Origin of the sequence: Pseudooceanicola lipolyticus, from assembly GCF_002786325.1 — a bacterium.
Classification (GTDB): Bacteria; Pseudomonadota; Alphaproteobacteria; order Rhodobacterales; family Rhodobacteraceae; genus Pseudooceanicola_C; species Pseudooceanicola_C lipolyticus.
Genome location: NZ_PGTB01000248.1, coordinates 1 through 3,851 on the forward strand (window position 1 = coordinate 1; position 3,851 = coordinate 3,851).

3 protein-coding genes and 1 pseudogene are annotated in these 3,851 nt (G+C 66.6%); 3 read left to right on the forward strand and 1 reads right to left on the reverse strand.

All coding sequences use genetic code 11. From position 1 onward, the window contains the following. The coding region (locus tag CVM52_RS24250; RefSeq protein ID WP_100164873.1) for an AAA family ATPase at window positions 1-991 on the reverse strand (991 nt) is incomplete at its 3' end. A gap of 69 nt (window positions 992-1,060) precedes the next feature. Here CVM52_RS24250 and CVM52_RS24255 point away from each other — a divergent pair. From CVM52_RS24255 to CVM52_RS24265, 3 genes and pseudogenes are all read left to right on the forward strand, one after another. Then, window positions 1,061-1,642 carry a DUF1285 domain-containing protein gene (locus CVM52_RS24255; RefSeq protein WP_100164874.1) on the forward strand — a complete coding sequence of 194 codons (582 nt, stop codon included), beginning with the start codon at window positions 1,061-1,063 and terminating at the stop codon, window positions 1,640-1,642. A 111-nt stretch (window positions 1,643-1,753) separates the two neighbouring features. Then, window positions 1,754-3,562, forward strand: a complete 1,809-nt coding sequence (gene edd, locus CVM52_RS24260) for a phosphogluconate dehydratase (protein WP_100164875.1) — start codon at window positions 1,754-1,756, stop codon at window positions 3,560-3,562. Between the two features lie 3 nt (window positions 3,563-3,565). Further along, a pseudogene (locus CVM52_RS24265) lies at window positions 3,566-3,851 on the forward strand (keto-deoxy-phosphogluconate aldolase); the annotation flags it as partial.

Below are 3,851 nucleotides of genomic sequence, written 5' to 3' on the forward strand. Positions count from 1 at the left end.
TCCGGGTCAGGCTGGCGGCGGTGGTCTCGATCAGCTCGGCCAGGCTGTCACCCCGCGCCCGCGCCGCGAAGTTCAGCGCCATGCGGTGGCTCAGCACCGGTCGTGCCATGTTGATCACGTCCTCGGCATTGGGCGCCAGCCGCCCTTCTAGCATCGCCCGCGCCCGCACCGTCATCATCAGCGCCTGCGCCGCGCGCGGGCCGGGGCCCCAGGCCACGGTGTCGCGCACCTGCTCCGAAGCGCCGGGCTCTTCCGGGCGGAAGGCGCGCACCAGGTCGAGAATCATTTCGACCACCGACTCGCCCACCGGCATCCGCCGCAGCAGCACCTGCGCCGCCAGCAGCTCGTCCCGGGTGAACACCTCCACCGCCTCGTCCTCGCTGACACCGGTGGTGGCCAGCAGGATGTCGCGCTCGGTGGCGCGGTCGGGATAGTTGACATCGATCTGCACCAGGAACCGGTCCAGCTGCGCCTCGGGCAGCGGATAGGTGCCTTCCTGCTCGATCGGGTTCTGGGTGGCCAGCACGTGAAACGCCTTGCCCAGGTCGCGGGTCTCGCCGGCGACGGTGATCTCGCGTTCCTGCATCGCCTGCAACAACGCCGACTGGGTGCGCGGGCTGGCGCGGTTGATCTCGTCGGCCATCAGCAATTCGCAGAAGATCGGCCCGGGCACAAAGCGGAAATGCCGCGACCCGTCGCTGGCGGTGTCCAGTACTTCCGAACCGAGGATATCGGCCGGCATCAGGTCGGGGGTGAACTGGATGCGGTTGCCCTTCAGGCCCATCACCGTCGACAGGGTTTCGACCAGCCGGGTCTTGCCCAGCCCCGGCAGCCCGATCAACAACGCGTGACCCCCGCACAGCAACGCGGTCAGCGTCAGTTCGACAACCCGCTCCTGCCCGATGAACCGGCGAGTGATCGACGATTTGGCACTGGCCAGCTTTGCCTCAAGCGCCTCGATTTCGGCGACCAGATCATCAGACTCGGACATGACTTTCCTTTCGGCACTCATATATGGTTGAATAGAAGTGTATCGCGGCCACCGGAAATGGCAAAAGCTATGAGCAGACAAATTGCCGTTACTCCCTCAGCCGAGGGCATCGCTGCCACAATTCGCGCCGCGAAAGGTCGCGGACTTCCGCCGGTTCACTTGTGGAATCCCGAGTTCTGCGGCGATCTCGACATGCGCATCGCCCGCGATGGCACGTGGTTCTACCTGGGCACGCCCATCGGCCGTCCCGAAATGGTGCGGCTGTTTTCCACCATCCTCAAGAAAGAGGATGGCAAGTATTTCCTGGTGACCCCGGTCGAAAAGGTCGGCATCACCGTCGACGACGCGCCTTTTGTCGCCGTCGATTTCGAGGTGGCCGGTCAGGGCCGCGACCAGGTGCTGACCTTCACCACCAATGTCGGTGACAGCGCCGCCGCCGGCCCCGACCATCCGATCCGCGTCGCCCGCGATGCGGAAACCGGCGAACCGTCGCCCTATGTGCTGATCCGCGCCAATCTCGAAGCGCTGATCGACCGCAAAAGCTTTTACCGGCTGGTCGAACTGGGGGAACATCACGATGGTTGGTTCGGCATCTGGTCGGCAAACAGGTTCTTTCCGGTGATTGCATCGGAAGAACTGGAAAACATCTGAGCTTTCCGCCTCCGCCCCGGTTGCGTTTTTGCCAGTTTTGTGATTGTTAGCGCTAACAGAGAAATCTCCACCTATCCTACCCCGCCGCCCATAGCCAAAAGGGGACACGACATGACCCTGAATGCCACCATCGCCCGCGTCACCGACCGGATCATCGCCCGCAGCGAAACCAGCCGCGCGGCCTACCTGTCGCGGATGCACGAGGCCCGCGCCAAGGGCCCGGCGCGCGGGCATCTGTCCTGCTCCGGCCAGGCCCATGCCTTTGCCGCCGCCGGCGAGGATCAGGCCCGCCTCGCCGAAGGCACCGCCGGCAACCTGGGCATCGTCACCGCCTATAACGACATGCTGTCGGCGCATCAGCCCTATGAACGCTATCCTGACCTGATCCGCGAAACCGTGCGCGCCGCCGGCGGCACTGCCCAGGTTGCCGGTGGCGTGCCGGCGATGTGCGACGGTGTCACCCAGGGCGAGGCCGGCATGGAACTCAGCCTGTTTTCCCGCGACACCATCGCGCTGGCCGCCGCGGTGGCGATGTCGCATAACACCTTCGACGCCGCCGTCTTTCTCGGCGTCTGCGACAAGATCGTGCCCGGCCTGGTGATCGCGGCACAGAGCTTTGGCCACCTGCCCATCGTCTTCCTGCCTGCCGGGCCGATGACCAGCGGCATCACCAATGACGAAAAGGCCCGCGTGCGCCAGGAATTCGCCGCCGGCGAATGCGGCCGGGACAAGCTGATGGCGGCCGAAATGGCAGCCTATCACGGGCCGGGCACCTGCACCTTCTACGGCACCGCCAACACCAACCAGATGCTGATGGAATTCATGGGCCTGCACCTGCCCGGCTCCAGCTTTGTCAATCCGAACACGCCGCTGCGTGACGCGCTGACCCGCGAGGGCGCACGGCGGGCGCTGTCGCTGTCGGCGCTGGGCAATGATTACACCCCGGTCTGCGACATCCTGGACGAACGCGCCTTCGTCAACGGGATCGTCGGGCTGAACGCCACCGGCGGGTCCACCAACCTGCTGATCCACCTGATCGCCATGGCCCGCGCCGGCGGCATCCAGCTGGATTGGGAGGATTTTTCGGATATTTCCAATGTCACCCCGCTGATGGCGCGGGTCTATCCCAACGGGCTGGCCGACGTGAACCATTTCCACGCCGCTGGCGGCCTGGGCTATATGATCGGCGAGCTGCTGAAGGCCGGGCTGATGCATGATGACACCCGCACCGTGGCCGGGCAGGGGATGGAACATTACACCGCCGAGCCGAAGCTGAACGGCGACAAGCTGGAATGGGTGCCCGGCGCCGGGGCCAGCCTGAACGACAAGATCCTGCGCCCCGCCAATGACCCCTTCCAGCCCACCGGCGGGCTGAAGCGCCTGTCCGGCTCGCTGGGCACCGCGGTGATGAAGGTCTCGGCGGTCAAGCCCGAGCACCAGGTCGTCGAGGCGCCGGTGCGCGTGTTCCACGACCAGGACGCGGTCAAGGCCGCCTTCAAGGCCGGCGAATTCACCGGCGACGTGATCGTGGTGGTCCGCTTCCAGGGCCCCAAGGCCAACGGCATGCCGGAACTGCACAGCCTGACGCCGATCCTGGCGGTGCTGCAGGGGCGCGGCCAGAACGTGGCGCTGGTGACCGACGGGCGGATGTCCGGCGCCTCGGGCAAGGTGCCCGCGGCAATCCATGTTTGCCCCGAGGCGCTGGACGGCGGTGCCATCGCCAAGCTGCAGGATGGCGATCTGCTGCGTGTCGACGCGGTAAAGGGCGAACTGGAGATTCTCACCCCCGGCGTGCTAAGCCGCGCCTCCGCAACCCCCGACCTGGCGGCCAACGAGGCCGGCATCGGACGCGAATTGTTTTCCCTGTTCCGCCGGTCGGTTGGCTCTGCCGACACCGGCGCAACCGTCTTTGGAGGCTGATCTATGACCCTGACCCCGCAAGAGGCCTGCGCGCGCACCCGCGAAACCTGTCTGCTGGCGCCGGTGGTGCCTGTGCTGGTGGTGCAGGACGTTGCCCAGGCCCGGCCGCTGGCCGAGGCGTTGATCGCCGGCGGCTTGCCGGCGCTGGAAGTGACGCTGCGCACCCCGGCGGCGCTGGACGTGATCCATGCCATGGCCCAGGTGCCCGGTGGCGTGGTCGGCGCCGGCACCCTGGTGACGCCGGAAGACGTGCGCGCCGCCAAGGCGGCCGGCGCGAAGTTCGGCGTGT